This is a genomic window from Streptomyces sp. NPDC096205, assembly GCF_044763135.1.
GTDB lineage: Bacteria > Actinomycetota > Actinomycetes > Streptomycetales > Streptomycetaceae > Streptomyces.
Map to the genome: position 1 here is coordinate 1 of NZ_JBIWFS010000015.1, position 16180 is coordinate 16180.

Consider the following 16180-nt stretch of genomic DNA (forward strand, 5'->3'; position numbering starts at 1 on the left):
CCTCCGCCTTGCAGCTGCACGCACCAGACCCCGCTCGACCCGGCCAAGAAGCGCAGTCCCTTTCAGCCGACCTGATCCAAACGACAGGCCCTAGCACACCGCGGTGCGCCGGCCCAGGTGGTCAGCCTGTGCGGTTGATGACGAACTGTGAGCCGGGTTCGACGACCACGTCTCCTTCGGCCGAGCCGGAGATCGTCACGTTCGTGAGGGTGGCGCTGCCGCGGGCGCCGCCCATCGCGAGGATGCCGGAGCCGCCTCGGGAGTCCGTGATGCGGACGTCCCTGATCTGGACGCCGGGTGTCGCGCCGCCGCCATTCTTGAACTGGATGCCGTCGTACGTCGAGTCATGGATCTCGGTGTCCCGGATGGTGACTCCGGGGATGTCGGTCCCGGCGGCGAACAGGGTGATGGCGCCGAACTCCTGGGCCTCGCCCCAGAAGGCGCCGCCGGTGCGGGTGAGGGTGTTGCCGGCGATGAGGGTCTGCCCGGAGAAGGGCAGCGGGTCGTGGTCGGTCGCCAGCATGATGCCGGGGTAGTTCATGGTGTCGGCGACGACGTTGTTCTCGATGGTGTTGCCGTAACCGCCGTAGATCGCCAGGCCGTTGGCCCGCCACGGCAGTTGGACGGTGTTGTTGCGGAAGTGGTTGTCGTGGCCGATGTCGACGGCCGGGTCCTTGACGTACTTGCTGGCCCAGACGGCCAGGGCGTCGTCGCCGGTGTTGCGGAACGAGGAGTTGTAGACGGTGGAGTTGCGGGTGCCGTTGGCGAAGTTGATGCCGTCGGCGTAGGTGTTGCGGATACGCATGCCGGTGAACTCCAGGCCGTCGCCGGGGCCCCAGAGTTCGGGGATGTCGGAGTAGTCGCGGCCGGCCCAGACGGCGACGTTGGCGTGCTCGATCCACACGTGGGAGATCTTCGTGCCCTTGCCGAAGCGGCCGTTGAGGCCGACGCCGCCCTCGGCGTTGCCGTCGCCGCCGCGGATGGTGCCGGAGCCGAAGATGGCGAGGTCGGAGATCTGGGTGTTGTCGTCGATGTCGAAGCCGAAGTTGCCCTCGTGCGGATGGTTGATGCCGCCCGCCTGGTGGGGCGGGGTCAGGGTGTACAGCTGAGAGTGCCACATGCCCGCGCCGCGGATGGTGACGTCCCGGATGCCGACCTGGTTGTAGCCGCCGCGGTCGAGGGGGTCGTCGGTGAGGATCTTCTGCTCCTGCCGCCACTGCCCGGCCGGGATCCACACACAGGCGATCTCGCCCTTCTGGTCGGCGGTGACGGCCCGCTGGAGGGCGTCGGTGTCGTCGATGCCGTCGTTGGGGACGGCGCCGTACTCGGTGATGGAGGTGCACGCGGCGGGCTTCGACGCGGGCGGCGCGACCTGTTCGAGGTCGATCAGGTCGAGGATGTAGAAGGCGGCCCGGTCGTCGGCGTCGCGTTGCAGCCGGAACCTCGTGCCCGGCGGGTAGGTACCGGACAGCAGCGCGTGGGACTCGTCGAAGAGCCTGCGGGCGTCCGTGCCGGGGGTGTTGGTGAGTCCCTCGGGACTGTCGGTGTTGCCGTACAGCCAGCTGTGCTTGGACGACAGGGTCAGCTTCCGCGCGAAGGTGCCGTCGATGTAGAGGCTGATGGTGGCCTCGGCTCCGCCTCCCCCGGCGGCGTCGGGGATCGAGTTGCGTACGACGACGGAGTTGGCGGCGTTCGTGGAGGTGAACTCGACGTACTCGCCGGTGGAGTTGAGGCGTACGGAGCGTCGGCCGGAGGACTCCGTGGCGAAGTTGGTGTGTCCGAAGGTGCGCTTGGCGTCGGCCGTGAGCAGGGTGCCCTGGTAGCGGGCGTCCTCGGCCTCGTACTCGGTGTAGGGGACGGCCGCGCCCCGGCCCACGACGAGGGAGCGGGCGAAGACGTTGTTGTTCTCGTCGGTCTCGGTGACCGTGCCGGTGGCGTCGGCGGTCGCGGTGAGGGTGACGCCGCCGTCGGTGGCGGTCCAGGTGCCGGAGACCGGCACGGTGACGGTCTCCCCTGCGGCGACCGCTCCGGTGGTGCCGTTGAGGGTGGTCGTCCCGGCGGTGAGGCGGGTGACCGTGCCCGCGGGTACGGCGGTGGTGCCGCGGTTGTGCACGGCGACGGTGAAGGACACCGGCGCGCCGACCGCGGGGGCGGCCGGGTTGCTGGTGATGCCGGTGACCCGCAGGTCGGGGCCCGGGCTCTGGCCGACGACGAGCTTGCCGGCGGCGGTGCGGCTGTTGTTGCTGTCGTCCTGTTCGGGGACCGTGCCGGTGGGATCGACGACGGCCGAGACGGTGTAGGAGCCCATGGGCCGCCTGCCGACGGTGACCGGCACGGTCGTGGAGGCCCCGGCCGCCAGCGCGGGGACGGACGCGGAGCCGGCGACGGTGCCTTCGACGCTGACGTTCACCGTGGTGGCCGGGGCGGCCGCGGTCCCGGCGTTGCGGATCGTGGCGTTCACCGTGACCGGGTCCGCCTCCGAGGGAGCGGCCGGGGTCCAGTTCAGGCCGGTGACCGTCAGGTCCGGGTTGGGCGCGGCCGTGCCGACGACCTGGAGCTCGGCGACCTGGCCGCCGGGGGCGCCGGTGTTGGAGAAGAAGGTGAGCCGGATGTCGGCGTAGCGGCCGGTCACGGGGATGGTGACGGTGTTCTGCCCGGCCGACGGGCTGAAGGCGTAGTCGGCCCGGGCCTTGAGGGAGGTGAAGCCGGAGGCGGACTGGGCGCGGCCGAGCACCTCGACGGACTGAGTACGCGGCCCCCAGACGGGGTCGGGGTTCAGCTTGACCACGACCGCGGTGAGGTCGGCGTCGGCGCCGAGCTTCACGGTGAGGCTCGACGGGAACCCGGCGGACTCCCAGTAGGTGCCGGTGTTGTCGTCGTTGGCGTTGGCGGCGACGAAGTTCTGTGTCGTCGAGGTAGCCTCGACGGGCTTGTTGCGCGCGAGGTTGGTGCCCTGCGGGGGCGGGTCGACGGGGCCGCTGTCGCCGTAGACCTCCAGCTCGGACAACTGGGCGGCGTTCCAGCCGGAGTTGGCGCTCACCTGGACCCGGACATAGCGGGTCGTGGTGCCGTCGAGGGCGAGGGTGACGGTGTTCGCCTGGGACGGGGTGAAGCCGCGGTCGGCCGGGGCGGCGAGTGCGGTGAAGGCGCTGCCGTCCGTGCTGCCCAGCAGGGCCAGCCGCTGGGTGCGTGCTTCCCAGGTGGTGGGGAGCTTGAGGACCACGCGGTCGATGTGAACGCCCGCGCCGAGGTCGATCTGTACCCATTGCGGGAACGCGCCCGTCGGGCCTTCCCAGTACGACTGCTGGCTCCCGTCGGTGACATGGCCCGCCGGGTAGCCGGGGTGGGCGCCGCCCGCGCTCGCGGGCCTGCCGAGGGCGAGGTCGGTCTCCTGCGCCGCGGCGGTGGCCGGTTCCCCGGCCGCGTGGGCGGCGACAGGCAGCAGGGTGAGCAGGACGGATATCAGCACGCCGACGGACAGCCGTCGGCTCGGATGTTTCCCTCTCATGGCGATCTCCCATGACGCTATGCACGTATTTTTGAGTGATGCAGTCAATCTTTTGCGTCGCTGGGGGGACAGGTTTCACCGGGGTCACGGCTTTGTCAACGGATGCGACGGCATGGGGAGTTGAGGATCAAGAGGGTGCGGGGTCACAGAAACGCCGAGGCACCGGCCCGGGTGTCCCGGTGCCGGTGCCTCGGCTAGGTGCTGGGGCGGTCAGCCCATGGGCGCCTGGGCGGTGGAGCCGCGCACGACCAGCTCGGGCTCGAAGAGCAGCTCGCCGGGGTGCGCCTGCGTGCCCTGGATCTGGGCGCACAGCAGCTCGACGACCGCGCGGCCCATCGCCTCGATGGGCTGGCGGACGGTGGACAGCGGAGGCTCGGTGCAGCTCATGAAGGCGGAGTCGTCGAAGCCGACGACCGACACGTCCGCGGGCACGGACAGCCCACGGCGCCGGGCGGCCCGGATCGCGCCGAGCGCCAGCGGGTCGCTCGCGCAGACGATGCCGGTGACGCCCCGCTCCAGCAGCCGCGCGGCCGCGGCCTGGCCGCCCTCCAGCGAGAAGATCGACCGTACGACGAACTCGTCCGGCAGGCTCCCGCCGGACGCCTCCGCCACGGCCCGGGCGGCCGCCAGCTTGCGGCCCGAGGGGACGTGGTCGCCGGGGCCGAGGACCAGGCCGATGCGCTCGTGGCCGAGCGAGGCGAGATGCCGCCAGGCCTGCTCGACGGCGACGGCGTCGTCGCAGGCGACGCACGGGAAGTCGAGACCGTCGATGGAGGCGTTGATCAGGACCACGGGGATGTTGCGCTCGGCCAGTTGCCGGTAGTGGTCGTGCGGCGCGTCGGCCTGGGCGAACAGTCCGCCGGCGAACACCACTCCGGACACCTGCTGCTGGAGCAGGAGCTCCACGTAGTCGGCCTCGGAGACGCCGCCCTGCGTCTGGGTGCACAGCACCGGCGTCAGCCCCTGCTGGGCCAGCGCGCCGCCGATCACCTCCGCGAACGCCGGGAAGATCGGGTTCTGCAGCTCCGGCAGCACCAGGCCCACCAGTCGGGCGCGCTCACCGCGCAGTTGGGTCGGCCGCTCGTAGCCCAGCACGTCCAGCGCGGTCAGCACGGACTGCCGGGTCGCCTCGGACACACCGGGCTTGCCGTTGAGGACGCGGCTGACCGTGGCCTCGCTGACTCCCACCTTCTTGGCCACCTGGGCAAGTCGTCGTGTCATGCACGCAAGGCTAGCGCAAGTCGCGCAAGCGGGTTGCGCGATCGCCCGCTCCGGGCGGGGTCAGCGACGCAAGCCGTTGCAATCGAGCGCAAGCCGCAATCCGTGCGGGCCGTCACCAGCGGGCGGGTCCGCGGTCGTCAGTCGTGCGTGGCCGCCAGGTAGATCCGCTGCGCCACCTCCAGCGCGGTCGCCGCGAAGGCGCGGACACGGGGTGTGTTGCCGGACTTCGGCCAGACCGGGGCCCAGTCGACGGGGGGTGCGTCGGTGAGGGGCAGGCAGACGATGTCGGGGCGGGCGTAGAAGCGGGTGACCTGGGCCCCGACGATGAAGCCGCCCTTGCCCGCGCCGATGAGCTGCAAGGCCTCCTGGAAGGTGTGGAACTCGGCACCGTAGGTGATCTGCTGCCCCAGGTGGGTGCGTTCGGGGTGGCGGTCGGTGAGCCAGTCGCCGGGGACGGCTCCGGCCAGTCTGAGGAGCGGGATGCCGGCGAGATCCTCCGTGGTGACGGAGGACCGCCCGGCGAGGGCGTGACCGGCCGGTACGGCGAGCATGCGGGGCTCGGAGATGAGCACAGGGCCGATCACGAGGTCGGGTGCGTCCACCGGCAGGCTCAGCACCAGCAGGTCCACCTCCCCCTCGCGCAGCCGGGGCAGCGCGTCGGCCACCTGCGACTCACGGACGTGGACCCGGCAGCCGGGGTCGCGTTCGTGGAACAGGTCGGCGGCCTGGTGGACGACCTGCCCCGCCGCCGCGCCGACGAAGCCCACCCGCAGTTCCGCCAGGGGGCCGCGCACGGACGCGATGGCGCGTTCCAGCCCCTCCTGGATCTTCTCGTAGGCCGGCCGGAGGTCCTCGTGGAGCCGATGGCCGAGGGGGGTGAGGCGGACCCGGCGGTTGGTGCGGTCGAACAGGGGCGCGCCGACACGTCGTTCGAGAGCCTTGATCGTCTGGCTGATCCGGCCGGTGCTGACGTGCAGCCGGGCGGCCGTACGCCCGAAGTGCAGCTCCTCGGAGAGGACGAGGAAGGCCTCCAGTTCGAGACGTTCCAGCATCCCCGTGCCCCCGTCCGGCTCGACGTTCCTTCGTTGAGTCCTGCTAAACGAGCCTTACCGTATCGAACGTTGTTCGCCACGCGCCGATGGCCGAATCTGATCGGGACGGCGCCGCTCCGGTCGTACGGGCGGCGCCACTTGACGGATACAGCGAGTTCAGGAGCGCCTCATGGGCAAAATCGTCGCCCTCACCTACGTGTCACTCGACGGCGTCATCGAGAGCCCGGTGTGGACCGGCCCGTACTTCAACGCCGACCACGCCAAGTACGCGCACGGTCAGCTCTTCGCGGCCGACGCCCTGCTGCTGGGCCGGGCCACCTACGAGGGCATGGCCGCCGCCTGGCCCCGTATGGAGGAGTCGGAGGGGGAGTTCGCGGTGCGGATGAACACCCTGCCGAAGTACGTGCCCTCCGGCACCCTCCGGCAGGAGCAGGCGACCTGGAACGCCACGGTGCTGACCGGCGACCTCGCCACCGAGGTCGCCGCGCTCAAGGAGCGGCACACCAAGGACGTCCTGGTCTACGGCAGCGGCGACCTGGCCCTGTCCCTGATCGAACTCGGGCTCGTCGACGAACTCAAGCTGTGGCTGCACCCGGTGGTCGTCGGCAAGGGCAAGCGCCTCTTCCCGGAGGGCGCCCCGGCCTCGAACTGGAAGCTCGCCGCCACACACGCCTTCGCCACCGGTGCCGTCGTCCTGGACTACCGGCCGGCGGACGCCGACTGACGCCTGACGTCTGCCCTTCCATCCTTCCATCGAAAAATCCAAGGAAAGAGAGAACACCATGAGAAAGATCGTCGCGGGCCTGTTCATGTCGCTGGACGGTGTCGTCGAGGCACCGGAGAAGTGGAGCATGCCGTACAGCACTCCGGAGACGACGCAGGCTCTGATGCGGCTGTTCGACGACGCCGACGCGGCGCTGCTGGGCCGCACCACCTACGAGGAGTGGAGCGCGTTCATCCCGCACGTCACCAACGAGCAGGTGCCGACCGCCGACTGGATGAACGCCTCCCCCAAGTACGTCGTCTCCACCACGCTGACGGGCGTCGACGGGTGGCACAACAGCCACCTCGTCACGGGTGACGACATCGTCGGCCGGATCAGGGCCCTCAAGGAGCAGCCCGGTGGCACCATCAACGTCGGTGGCAGTATCAGCCTGGTCCGGTGGCTGATGGCCAACGACCTCCTCGACGACCTGTACCTGCAGATCCTGCCGGTCGTCGCGGGCGCCGGGCGCACGCTCGCCGACGGCGAGCAGATCCCCATGACGCTGGTCTCCACCCGTGCCTTCGCCAACGGGGTCATCGAGGCCCACTACACGCCTCTCCCCCGTTGACGGCGGCGTCGGCCGTCTCGTACAGGGCTCGCAGGAAGGCCCGCACCGCCGGTGTCGCACGCTCGGTGGGCCACAGCGGGCCGTAGTCGATGGTCGACGCACGGACGGACATGGCGGCAGCTTCCTTTGGGGCACGGCTAGTTACGGCCTTCATGATCGGTAACCTTGCCGGTCGGCGGAAGGAGGCACATTGATGTCACGGAGTCACACCCTTGTCACCGAGACGGTCCGGGACGAGGCGTGCCCGCTCACCGAGGTGCTCGACCGCGTCGCGGGGAAGTGGAGCATCGGCATCCTGATCGCCGCCGCCCACGGGCCGGTGCGTTTCACGGAGTTGGAGCGTGCCGTCCACGGCATCAGCAGGCGCATGCTCACGCTCAACGTGCGCCGCCTTGAGCGGGACGGGCTGCTCGTGCGCACGGTGTACCCGACCGTGCCACCCAAGGTCGAGTACGGCATCACGCCCATGGCCCGGGAGCTGTACGCGTCGCTGACCGGGCTGGTGGACTGGGCCGAACGCCATCGGTCCGCGATCTCCGAGGCGCGGGCGGCGTACGACGCGGGGGCGGAAGGGGCCTGATGGTGTCGGACTACCAGCGGGAGCTGCGGAACCGGTTCCTGTCCGTGCCGGAGGTTCCCGCGCCGCCTCCGTGGCGCCGGGTGTGGGACCGCCGTATGCCGATCGGCGGCCTGTTGTGCGTCGGCTTCGCCGTCGACCCGGGGAGCGGACGGGATCTCGTCCTGGTGGAATCCTCTGCCGGGCTGGGGCTGTTCGACGCGGAGACCGGGCAGAAGCTGGCCCGTGACCGCGACCCCGACCACGACGGCCCGGAGTGGGAGCGGGACCTGACCTGCCCGGGCATCGGGCCGCTGGCCGGGACCCCGGTGCGGATGGCCGGGCTGTACGGCGGCGGCCTGCACACCGGCGCGTCCGGCGGCTGGGGCGTCGAGGTCGTCAGCCCGCAGTGGCCGCACCACCGGGTGCTGCTCTCCCACGGCGCCTCGATGCCCTACCGCGAGCCGCACGGCGAGGGCTGGTGGCACATCTTCGACGCCGACTACTCCACGCTGCGCGCCGCCGGCTTCTCCCCCTCCGGCCGCACCCTGGCCGTCGCCACGAGCAGCGACCTCACCCTGTGGACCCGCCCGGCACCGTAGATCGTTCGCGCGGATCAGGCGACGTTTCCGGCGACTCCGGTACGGCCGTCCGGGACTCCCTCGAGGGTGACGATGACCTGCTCGCGGATGTGCTCCCCGAGCACGCCCGCCAGCGCGTCGGTGACACCGGCGACCAGGCGGGCCGGGGCGTCGGGCACCTCGGCGACGTGGTAGGCGGCCTCGCGCATGCTGAGCGTGACGCGCGGGGCGTCCTTGCCGGTCGGGACGCCGCCGATGCCGCGCCGGTGCTGCGGGACGCCGATCAGGTCGACGCCGACCAGGCGACGGAAACCGTCCCCGTAGACCGCGCCGACCGCGTCGGTCAGGGCACTGATGAGCTGGGGTTCGACCGTTCCGTCGAGGGCTTCGTCGCGGATGTACACGGTGAAGTGGGGCATGGTGGATCTCCGTTCACGTCGATGGGTAACATGCGGAGCAATTCGCTTTGCAAGTAAAGCATCTTTGATTCCAAAGATAAATCCCCTCCGAGGAAGGTGCCGCCATGTCCACGCCCGAGAAGCCCGCGGCGGACGGCACCGACGGCCCGGACGACGCCGTACGGGAACTGCTGCTGCTGATGCCCCGTCTGGTGAGCCGCGCCAAGAAGATCCCCGTCCCCGAGGTCCTGCGGTCCTTCCCGCTGGCGCCGCGTCACCTGTCGCTGCTGGCCTGTCTGCTGCTCGACGGGCCGATGACGGTGAACGAGCTGGCCGCGCGGCTCGAGGTCGCGCCCACCACGGCCAGCCTGCTCGTCGGCGAACTCAACCGGATGGGCATCCTGGACCGGCGCGAGGACGAGACGGACCGGCGCCGCCGCATCATCACCATCGCCGCCGACCAGGAGCCCGCGATCACCGCCTGGCTCGCCCCTGGCGCGGCCGCGTGGCGCAAGGCCCTCACGCCCCTCACCCCGGACCAGCGCCGCCTGTTCGTGGACACACTGCTCGCCTACGAGGCCGCGGTGGAGGAGGAGCGCCAGGGCTGAGGGCGCCGCGGCGGGGTGCCCGCATCCACTGGAATCAGGGCTCCAGCGGTGCGACCGGACGCTCGAAGAACGTCTCCAGGACGACCGTGGCCTCGGTGCCGCTGACGCCGTCGATCGCATGCAGGCGACGCAGCACGTCCTGGAGCTGGCGGGTCGTGGCCGTTCTGACCTTGACGAGCACGGAGGCGCTGCCCGCGATGACATGGGCCTCCTGGATCTCGGACACCGCGGCGAACCGGTCGGCGGAGTCACCGATCCACGCGGTGGAGTGCACCTGCACATAGGCGAGGACGCCGCCGCCGACGGCCTCGGGGTCCACCTCGACGGTGGTGCGGCGGATCACGCCCCGCTCGCGCAGCTTGCGCACCCGCTCGTGGGCGGCGCCCGCCGACAGACCGACGGCCTGGCCGAGGGCGGCGTACGACTGGGCGGCGTCCTGCTGCAGCAGGGCGATCAGCTGTCGGTCGATGTGATCCACATCCCATCCCTTCATTCAGTCGATCGGAGTGACGACCATACAGGGTCCTGCAATACTCCGGATCGACCGAACAGCATTCACTGTCCAGGGATGTGACGCTCCATGACCTTCACCGAGCCGTACGAGATCCTCGACGACCGCTTCCGCACCGGCCGCTGCGCCAACGGCGACTCGCGCCTGGAGGTCCTGCACAGCGGCTGCCGCTGGGCGGAGGGGCCGATCTATGTGCCGGCCTGGCGGCAGCTGATCTGGAGCGACATCCCCAACGACCGCATGCTGCGCTGGGACGAGGCCACCGGAGCCGTGAGCGTCTTCCGCTCCCCCGCCGGGTACCCCAACGGCAACACCCTCGACGCCCAGGGCCGGTTGATCACCTGCGAGCAGGGCAACCGCCGGGTGACCCGTACCGAGCACGACGGCACGATCACCGTGCTCGCCTCCCACTGGCAGGGCAAGCGACTCAACAGCCCCAACGACGCGGCCGTGAAGTCGGACGGCGCGATCTACTTCTCCGACCCGGACTTCGGCATCACCAGCGACTACGAGGGCCACCGCGCCGAGTCGGAGATCGGCTCCTGCAACGTGTACCGGATCGCCCCGGAGACCGGGGACGTCGACCTGGTCGCCGACGACGTGGAGGCACCCAACGGGCTCGTGTTCTCCGCCGACGAACGGCAGTTGTACGTCTCGGACACGCGCGGCGGGAAGATCCGCGTGTACGACGTACGGCCCGACGGCACGCTCTCGCGCGGGGACGTCTTCGCCGAGATCGCGCCGGGCGGCACCGGCCGTTTCGACAACCTCCGCTTCGACGACGGCGGCCGGCTGTGGGCCGCCGCGATGGCGGACGGGGTGCACTGCTACGACCCGGACGGCACGCTCATCGGCCGGCTGAAGGTGCCCGGTGTGGTGGCGAACATCGCGTGGGGCGGCGCCAAGCGCAACCGGCTGTTCATCGCCGCCGACACGACCCTGTACTCCCTCGTCATGGGCGTCACCGGCACCCACCCGACCGGCCCCGGCCACCGCCTCTGGCAGTGACCCCTCGCGTGCGGCCGGATCTTTGCGCTCCGCCCCGAGGCGCCCTCGTCACGCGCGGCGGCTCCCCGTAGCGTGACGGGGCCAGCCCCTTTCGAGCCTTCGGGAGCCCCTGATGGACCATGCGCGACCTCTGGTGATCGACCCCACCGGCCGCGACATCCACGGCGAGGCCGCCCGTATCCGCGCCCGCGGCCCCGCCGCCCTCGTCGAACTCCCCGACGGCGTCGCGGCCTGGGCGGTCGGCAGCCCCGACCTGCTCAGGCGGCTGCTCACCGACCCGCGGGTGTCCAAGAACCCGCGGCTGCACTGGCAGCGCTGGATCGACGGCGAAGTGTCCCCGCAGTGGCCGCTGTTCACCTGGGTCGCGGTGCAGAGCATGTTCACCGCGTACGGCACCGATCACAAGCGGCTGCGCCGGCTGGTCGCCAAGGCGTTCACCGCCCGACGCACCGCCGCACTCCAGCCACGTGTCGAGGAGATCACCAAGACGCTGCTCGACGGCGTCGAGGAGACGGCCCGGCGCAGTGAAGTGGTCGATCTGCGCGAGGAGTTCTGCTATCCACTGCCGATCCAGGTGATCAGCGAGCTGCTGGGCGTGCCGGAGGAGCTGGGCGCCGAGCTGCGGGCCGTGGTGGACGGTGTGTTCCACACCTCGGCCTCGCCGGAGGAAGTCACCGACATCTACCAGCGGTTCTACGCCGTCCTCGGCGAACTCGTCGCGTTCAAACGGCGCTCCCCGGGCGACGACCTCACCTCGGCGCTGATCTCCGCCCGCGACGACGAGGACGCATCCCGGCTGAGCGAGCAGGAGCTGCTGGACACCCTGATGCTGGTGATCGGCGCCGGGCACGAGACCACCGTCAACCTCATCGACAACGCCATCCACCTGCTGCTCACCCACCCCGACCAGCTCGCGCACGTCCGGTCCGGCCGGGTCGGCTGGCAGGACGTCGTCGAGGAGGCGCTGCGCGTGGAGGCGCCGGTGGCGAGCCTGCCGCTGCGGTACGCCGTGGAGGACCTGGTGCTGAGCGAGTTCGGCGGACCCGAAGGCGTGGTGATCGCCAAGGGAGAGGCCATCCTCGCCTCGTACGCCGCCGCGGGCCGCGACCCGGGCCGGTACGGCGCCGACGCCGACGCCTTCGACGTCACCCGGGCCGACAAGGAGCATCTCGCCTTCGGCCACGGCGTGCACTACTGCCTGGGCGCGCCGCTGGGCCGCCTGGAGGCGTACACCGCCCTGCCCGCCCTGTTCGACCGCTTCCCCGGCCTGCGGCTCGCCGTACCGGCCGAGGAACTCCTGCCGGTGGACTCCTTCATCTCCAACGGCCATCGCAGTCTGCCGGTCCGGCTGTCCTGATCAGCCGGGCCGGCGCCCGGGAGCACGCGCCGCGAGCGCTTCGAGCAGCAGGTCCACCGCGTCCTCGAAGGCGCTGTCCGCCATGGCGGGCAGTTCCTCCCGTACGGCGGTCAGGGCCGGGTGGGTCGCGGGGTCCAGGTCCTGGTAGACCTCGCGCCAGGCCCGCTCGTCGGCCTCGCGCCGCTCACGGGGCAGCGCATGGAACGCCGCCTCGGTCGCGGCGTTGCTGAGCACGGTGTCGATGAAGGCCAGGTACATCCGCGTGGCCCGCTCGGGCTCGAAGCCCGCGGACAGCAGCAGGCCGATGCCCGCCTCCACGGCCTTGATCTCGTTGCGCCGCCGGGTCACCCGGTGCGCGGCGAGCGCGGCCGCCCGTGGGTGCGCGAGATAGCCGTCCCGGACCCGCAGGGCGATCTCCCGCAGCGAGGCCACCCAGTCGTCCCCGGGCACGAACCCTTCCATCGCGTTGCCGATGAGCCGGTCGGACAGGGCGAGCACCAGGTCGTCGGTGTCGTGGAAGTAGCGGTACAGCGCGGTCGGATCGCAGCCCAGGGCGGCGCCGAGCCGCCGTACGCTCAGCGCCTCCTGCCCGTGCGCGCCGATCAGCCGCAGAGTGGTGTCCACGATGAGGTCCTCCGACAGCAGGACACCGGAGGCGGTGGGCCGCCGTCGACGGCGTTCCGACGGAACACGGCTCGCCATGGTGTGCTCCTCCCTCGCGCCGCTCCTTGCAGTGAACGCCCTCGCCTCCCTTACGTCAACAGGGTTGACCCAATCCGGCGGCGGGTTGTTCGATCGCAGTCCCGCGCGGCTCTTCCCCCACATCAGCGCCCCCGTCGTCCTGCGAGGAGCCCTCATGTCGTCCACGCCCTCTTCCCCTCCCCCGCCCGTCCTGCGCCGTTCTCTCGGCGTCCTGGACGGCGTCGCGCTCGCCGCGTCCAGCACGGCCGCCACCACCAGCATCGGCATCGGCATGGGGGCGGTGGCGTCCGTGGTGGGCCCGCAGGCCCCGGCGCTGTTGCTGCTGGCGTTCCTGCCGGTGCTCGGCATCGCCGTCGCCTACGCCCGCCTCAACCGCTCGGAGCCCAACTGCGGCAGCGGCTATGTATGGGTGGGCAGGTCCCTCGGCCCCTGGCTCGGATTCCTGACGGGCTGGGTCGTCCTGGTCGCCTCGATCGTCTTCTGCGCCTACACCAGCGCGGTGATGGGCTCGACGGTGCTGATGCTGGCGAACAAGGCGGGCCTGCACACCGTCGCCGGTACAGTCCTCGATCCGGCGTCCACCGGTGTCAGTACGGCGGTCGGCCTGGTGGTGCTGCTCGCTCTGGCCGCGGTCACGGTCACCGGGCTGCGGGCCGCGACACGGCTGCAGTTCTGGCTGCTGGTGTTCGAGTACGCGGTGCTGCTGGCCTTCTGCGGCTGGGCCCTGGTCAGCGGCGACCACGCCTTCTCCTGGTCCTGGTTCGACCCGTTCGCGATCTCCGACGGCACCGCGTTCGCGCAGGGCATGGTCCTGGCGGTGTTCTTCTTCTGGGGCTGGGACGCGGCCTTCAGCGTCACCGAGGAGACCAGGAGCGCGGGCGACAGCGCCCGGGGCGGCTTCATCGCCCTGTTCGCCATGCTCGGCCTGTTCCTGTTCTGCTCGGTGGCCTTCCAGCGCGAGATGAGCCTGGCCGAGCTGGTCCGCAACGGCCCGCAGGCGCTGCCCCACCTCGGCGCGAAGCTGGCCGACGAGCCCTGGGCGACGCTGCCGCTGCTCGCCCTGATGTTCTCGGCCGTGGCCTCCGTCCAGGCCACCCTGATCCCCACCGCACGCGGGCTGCTGGCCATGGGCCGCGACCGCACGATGGGCCGGGTGTGGACACGCGTACACCCCCGCTACGGCACCCCCGCCACCGGAACGGTGATCGTGCTGGGCGTGGCCGCCGCGATCGCGGTGCTCGCCGTGGCCCTGCCCCGGCTGAGCGACATGCTGCTCGCCGCCGTCAACGCCATCGGCCTGGTGGTCGCCCTCTACTACGGCCTCACCGCGCTCGCCTGCGCGGTCCGCTTCCGCACCGCCCTGCGCGAGGGCCCGCGCGAGGCACTGCTCGCGGTCGTCGTGCCCGCCGCGTCCGGCCTGGTCCTGCTCGGTCTCGGCACCTATCTCGCACACTCGTACCTGACCATGAGCGACCACTTCGCCCTCAGCCCGGACAACGGCTGGTTCATGTTCTGTCTGCCCGCGGTGATCGTCCTCGCCGGCCTCGTCATGGCCGCCGTCGCCAAGTACGTCCGCCGCTCGCCGTACTTCGCCACCGGGCGCGGCACCGACGCCGACGCCCTGACCCTTCCGATGGACCGCACCGCGGTCTGAACCACCCACTGGAGCACAACATATGACGCACCCTCAGACCACGGGCCCCGCCGACCTCGTCCTCACCGGAGGCCCGGTCCACACCGTCGACCCGGCCCGCAGCCGCGCCACCTCGGTGGCCGTGCGCGGCGGGCGGATCGTCGCCGTCGGCCATGACGAGGTCCGCGAGCTGATCGGTGCCGGGACCGAGGTCGTCGACCTGGCCGGGAAGCTGCTGCTGCCCGGCTTCCAGGACGCGCATGTGCATCCGCAGGGCGCGGGCCTCGAGCTGGGCCTGTGCCACCTCGGCGACACCACGGACGCGGCGGAGTACCTGCGCAGGATCGGCGAGTACGCCGCCACGCACCCGGACGTGGAGTGGATCACGGGTGGCGGCTGGTCCCTGGAGGCGTTCCCCGGCGGGGCGCCCACGGCCGCCGCGCTCGACGCGGTCGTACCGGACCGGCCGGTGTTCCTGCCCAACCGCGACCACCACGGCGCCTGGGTCAACAGCCGGGCGCTGGAGCTGGCCGGCCTCGACGCCCGCACCCCTGACCCGGCCGACGGGCGCATCGAGCGCGACACCGAGGGCCGGCCCACCGGCATGCTCCAGGAAGGCGCGGTCGACCTCGTGGGCCGGCTGGTGCCCGACCCGACACCCGAGGAGCAGCTCACCGGACTGCTGCGCGCCCAGGGCGTGCTGCACTCGTACGGCGTGACGGCCTGGCAGGACGCGATCGTAGGCGCGTACACGAACATGACGGACCCGGCGCCCGCCTACCAAACCGCTCTGGAGCGCGGGCTGTTGACCGCGCGGGTGGTCGGGGCGCTGTGGTGGGACCGGGAGCGGGGTGCCGAGCAGATTCCCGAACTGGTGGAGAGGCGCCGGGAGTTGAGCCGGGGCCTGTTCCGGGCGGGCACGGTGAAGATCATGCAGGACGGCATCGCGGAGAACGGCACCGCCGCGCTGCTCGACCCCTATCTCACCGGCTGCGGCTGCGCCTCGGACAACAGCGGCATCAGCTTCGTGGCTCCGGGCGAGCTGAAGAAGCATGTCACCGAGCTGGACGCGCTGGGCTTCCAGGTGCATTTCCACGCGCTCGGCGACCGGGCCGTGCGGGAGGCGCTCGACGCGGTGGAGGCGGCCCGCGCCGCGAACGGATGGCGGGACACCCGGCACCACCTCGCCCACCTCCAGGTCGTCCACCCGCACGACGTGCCGCGGTTCCGGGAGCTGGGCGCGAGCGCCAACCTCCAGATGCTGTGGGCCGCGCACGAGCCGCAGATGGACGAGCTGACGCTGCCGTTCCTCGGGCCCGAACGCGGCGCGTGGCAGTACCCGTTCGGCGATCTGCTGCGCGCCGGGGCCACTCTCGCGGCGGGCAGCGACTGGCCGGTCAGCAGCCCGGACCCGCTCCAGGCCCTGCATGTCGCCGTCAACCGGGTGGAGCCCGGCGCGCCGCAGGGCACGCCGGTGTTCCTGCCCGGACAACGCCTGGACCTCGGCACGGCCGTCGCCGCGTACACGGCGGGCAGCGCGTACGTGAACCACCTCGACGACATCAGCGGCAGCATCACCGTGGGCAGGGCCGCCGATCTCGTGGTCCTCGACCGGGACCCGTTCGCGGGCCCGGCCGAGGAGATCGCGGCGACGCGCGTGCAGCAGACGTTCGTGGCGGGGCGGCGGGTGTACGCGGCGCCTGACGCCTGA

At 71.4% G+C, this 16180-nt stretch carries 15 protein-coding genes; 9 read left to right on the forward strand and 6 right to left on the reverse strand.

What is annotated here, in order from left to right:
* Positions 1–121: 121 nt before the first annotated feature.
* The 3 genes from ACIQ6Y_RS38600 to ACIQ6Y_RS38610 form a co-directional block, all read right to left on the reverse strand.
* Positions 122–3508 (reverse strand): CARDB domain-containing protein, encoded by a 3387-nt coding sequence (locus tag ACIQ6Y_RS38600; RefSeq protein WP_404047381.1) that lies wholly within the window; start codon positions 3506–3508, stop codon positions 122–124.
* Between the two features lie 210 nt (positions 3509–3718).
* Complete coding sequence (locus tag ACIQ6Y_RS38605) at positions 3719–4729, reverse strand: LacI family DNA-binding transcriptional regulator (RefSeq protein ID WP_404047384.1); 1011 nt, start codon at positions 4727–4729, stop codon at positions 3719–3721.
* A 137-nt stretch (positions 4730–4866) separates the two neighbouring features.
* The gene (locus ACIQ6Y_RS38610; RefSeq protein ID WP_404047386.1) at positions 4867–5781 is read right to left on the reverse strand and encodes a LysR family transcriptional regulator; all 915 of its coding nucleotides are present in this window, start codon (positions 5779–5781) and stop codon (positions 4867–4869) included.
* Positions 5782–5950: 169 nt separating this feature from the next.
* Here ACIQ6Y_RS38610 and ACIQ6Y_RS38615 point away from each other — a divergent pair, with 169 nt between their 5' ends.
* The 4 genes from ACIQ6Y_RS38615 to ACIQ6Y_RS38630 all read left to right on the forward strand — a co-directional run bounded on the left by ACIQ6Y_RS38615 (position 5951) and on the right by ACIQ6Y_RS38630 (position 8273).
* Entirely contained in the window at positions 5951–6505 is a 555-nt protein-coding gene (locus ACIQ6Y_RS38615; protein WP_404047389.1) for a dihydrofolate reductase family protein, read from the forward strand.
* 58 nt (positions 6506–6563) lie between these two features.
* Positions 6564–7115: a dihydrofolate reductase family protein gene (locus ACIQ6Y_RS38620; protein ID WP_404047391.1), complete on the forward strand. Its 552-nt coding sequence runs from the start codon at positions 6564–6566 to the stop codon at positions 7113–7115.
* A gap of 193 nt (positions 7116–7308) precedes the next feature.
* Positions 7309–7695: a winged helix-turn-helix transcriptional regulator gene (locus ACIQ6Y_RS38625; protein WP_404047394.1), complete on the forward strand. Its 387-nt coding sequence runs from the start codon at positions 7309–7311 to the stop codon at positions 7693–7695.
* Positions 7695–8273, forward strand: coding sequence for a hypothetical protein (locus tag ACIQ6Y_RS38630; protein WP_404047396.1), 579 nt, complete (start codon positions 7695–7697; stop codon positions 8271–8273). Before ACIQ6Y_RS38625 ends, ACIQ6Y_RS38630 begins: the two co-directional genes overlap by 1 nt.
* A gap of 14 nt (positions 8274–8287) precedes the next feature.
* Here ACIQ6Y_RS38630 and ACIQ6Y_RS38635 read toward each other — a convergent pair whose 3' ends face one another.
* Positions 8288–8671: a hypothetical protein gene (locus ACIQ6Y_RS38635; RefSeq protein WP_404047398.1), complete on the reverse strand. Its 384-nt coding sequence runs from the start codon at positions 8669–8671 to the stop codon at positions 8288–8290.
* Between the two features lie 104 nt (positions 8672–8775).
* Between ACIQ6Y_RS38635 and ACIQ6Y_RS38640 the strand changes: the two genes are divergently transcribed.
* Positions 8776–9258, forward strand: a complete 483-nt coding sequence (locus ACIQ6Y_RS38640) for a MarR family transcriptional regulator (RefSeq protein ID WP_404047401.1) — start codon at positions 8776–8778, stop codon at positions 9256–9258.
* Between the two features lie 34 nt (positions 9259–9292).
* Here ACIQ6Y_RS38640 and ACIQ6Y_RS38645 read toward each other — a convergent pair whose 3' ends face one another.
* Entirely contained in the window at positions 9293–9736 is a 444-nt protein-coding gene (locus ACIQ6Y_RS38645; protein ID WP_404047403.1) for an Lrp/AsnC family transcriptional regulator, read from the reverse strand.
* Positions 9737–9838: 102 nt separating this feature from the next.
* On the opposite strand from ACIQ6Y_RS38645, the gene ACIQ6Y_RS38650 reads away from it, so the two are divergent.
* Positions 9839–10777 carry an SMP-30/gluconolactonase/LRE family protein gene (locus tag ACIQ6Y_RS38650; RefSeq protein ID WP_404047406.1) on the forward strand — a complete coding sequence of 313 codons (939 nt, stop codon included), beginning with the start codon at positions 9839–9841 and terminating at the stop codon, positions 10775–10777.
* A 112-nt stretch (positions 10778–10889) separates the two neighbouring features.
* Positions 10890–12134, forward strand: a complete 1245-nt coding sequence (locus ACIQ6Y_RS38655) for a cytochrome P450 (RefSeq protein ID WP_404047408.1) — start codon at positions 10890–10892, stop codon at positions 12132–12134.
* On the opposite strand, the gene ACIQ6Y_RS38660 is transcribed toward ACIQ6Y_RS38655, so the two are convergent.
* Positions 12135–12836: a TetR/AcrR family transcriptional regulator gene (locus tag ACIQ6Y_RS38660; RefSeq protein WP_404047410.1), complete on the reverse strand. Its 702-nt coding sequence runs from the start codon at positions 12834–12836 to the stop codon at positions 12135–12137.
* Positions 12837–12990: 154 nt separating this feature from the next.
* On the opposite strand from ACIQ6Y_RS38660, the gene ACIQ6Y_RS38665 reads away from it, so the two are divergent.
* Together ACIQ6Y_RS38665 and ACIQ6Y_RS38670 are read left to right on the forward strand one after the other, a co-directional pair.
* Positions 12991–14490: an APC family permease gene (locus tag ACIQ6Y_RS38665; RefSeq protein WP_404047411.1), complete on the forward strand. Its 1500-nt coding sequence runs from the start codon at positions 12991–12993 to the stop codon at positions 14488–14490.
* Positions 14491–14512: 22 nt separating this feature from the next.
* Positions 14513–16180, forward strand: a complete 1668-nt coding sequence (locus ACIQ6Y_RS38670) for an amidohydrolase (RefSeq protein WP_404047414.1) — start codon at positions 14513–14515, stop codon at positions 16178–16180.

What these genes read in the sequence shown, in the direction of transcription:
- ACIQ6Y_RS38600 (WP_404047381.1), bottom strand. Translation starts at nt 3,508, where the DNA reads ATGAGAGGGAAACATCCGAGCCGACGGCTGTCCGTCGGCGTGCTGATA.
- ACIQ6Y_RS38605 (WP_404047384.1), bottom strand. Translation starts at nt 4,729, where the DNA reads ATGACACGACGACTTGCCCAGGTGGCCAAGAAGGTGGGAGTCAGCGAG.
- ACIQ6Y_RS38610 (WP_404047386.1), bottom strand. Translation starts at nt 5,781, where the DNA reads ATGCTGGAACGTCTCGAACTGGAGGCCTTCCTCGTCCTCTCCGAGGAG.
- ACIQ6Y_RS38615 (WP_404047389.1), top strand. Translation starts at nt 5,951, where the DNA reads ATGGGCAAAATCGTCGCCCTCACCTACGTGTCACTCGACGGCGTCATC.
- ACIQ6Y_RS38620 (WP_404047391.1), top strand. Translation starts at nt 6,564, where the DNA reads ATGAGAAAGATCGTCGCGGGCCTGTTCATGTCGCTGGACGGTGTCGTC.
- ACIQ6Y_RS38625 (WP_404047394.1), top strand. Translation starts at nt 7,309, where the DNA reads ATGTCACGGAGTCACACCCTTGTCACCGAGACGGTCCGGGACGAGGCG.
- ACIQ6Y_RS38630 (WP_404047396.1), top strand. Translation starts at nt 7,695, where the DNA reads ATGGTGTCGGACTACCAGCGGGAGCTGCGGAACCGGTTCCTGTCCGTG.
- ACIQ6Y_RS38635 (WP_404047398.1), bottom strand. Translation starts at nt 8,671, where the DNA reads ATGCCCCACTTCACCGTGTACATCCGCGACGAAGCCCTCGACGGAACG.
- ACIQ6Y_RS38640 (WP_404047401.1), top strand. Translation starts at nt 8,776, where the DNA reads ATGTCCACGCCCGAGAAGCCCGCGGCGGACGGCACCGACGGCCCGGAC.
- ACIQ6Y_RS38650 (WP_404047406.1), top strand. Translation starts at nt 9,839, where the DNA reads ATGACCTTCACCGAGCCGTACGAGATCCTCGACGACCGCTTCCGCACC.
- ACIQ6Y_RS38655 (WP_404047408.1), top strand. Translation starts at nt 10,890, where the DNA reads ATGGACCATGCGCGACCTCTGGTGATCGACCCCACCGGCCGCGACATC.
- ACIQ6Y_RS38660 (WP_404047410.1), bottom strand. Translation starts at nt 12,836, where the DNA reads ATGGCGAGCCGTGTTCCGTCGGAACGCCGTCGACGGCGGCCCACCGCC.
- ACIQ6Y_RS38665 (WP_404047411.1), top strand. Translation starts at nt 12,991, where the DNA reads ATGTCGTCCACGCCCTCTTCCCCTCCCCCGCCCGTCCTGCGCCGTTCT.
- ACIQ6Y_RS38670 (WP_404047414.1), top strand. Translation starts at nt 14,513, where the DNA reads ATGACGCACCCTCAGACCACGGGCCCCGCCGACCTCGTCCTCACCGGA.